At 71.5% G+C, this 319-nt stretch carries 1 protein-coding gene; it reads right to left on the bottom strand.

Annotated features, from left to right (window positions below):
* Positions 1-83 precede the first annotated feature (83 nt).
* The coding region (locus tag TN53_RS43560; RefSeq protein ID WP_046264476.1) for a hypothetical protein at positions 84-319 on the bottom strand (236 nt) is incomplete at its 5' end.

Genomic DNA, 319 nt, shown 5'->3' with positions numbered 1-319 from the left:
CTGACGACCCCGTGCATGGTCAGCCGCAATACCCGGGCCGCTGACCGGGGTCGCGATCAGGACCGAGGGCCAGGCCTGCGCCGTCACCCGATGCCGACCGGGAGCAGCTCACCCAGGTCGCCCTTGCCCTCGAACACCGTGTGCAGGGCGAGCAGGACGCCCGCCGAGCCGGTCGCGAGGTCGGCGGACAGGCGCATCAGGCCCGTCCCGGGGAAGTACAGCCCGCTGTCCTTGGGGACCGCGTGCCAGGAGAACCTGCGGATCGATCCGAGCACCTGATCCTCCTGACCGGGTTCGCCGAGCAGGCCCAGGATCGCGA

Source organism: Streptomyces sp. WM6386 (genome assembly GCF_000972385.1).
In the GTDB taxonomy this organism is placed as follows: domain Bacteria; phylum Actinomycetota; class Actinomycetes; order Streptomycetales; family Streptomycetaceae; genus Streptomyces.
Note: the sequence above shows the minus strand (reverse complement) of the source record. Positions and strands in the feature narration are given on the sequence as shown.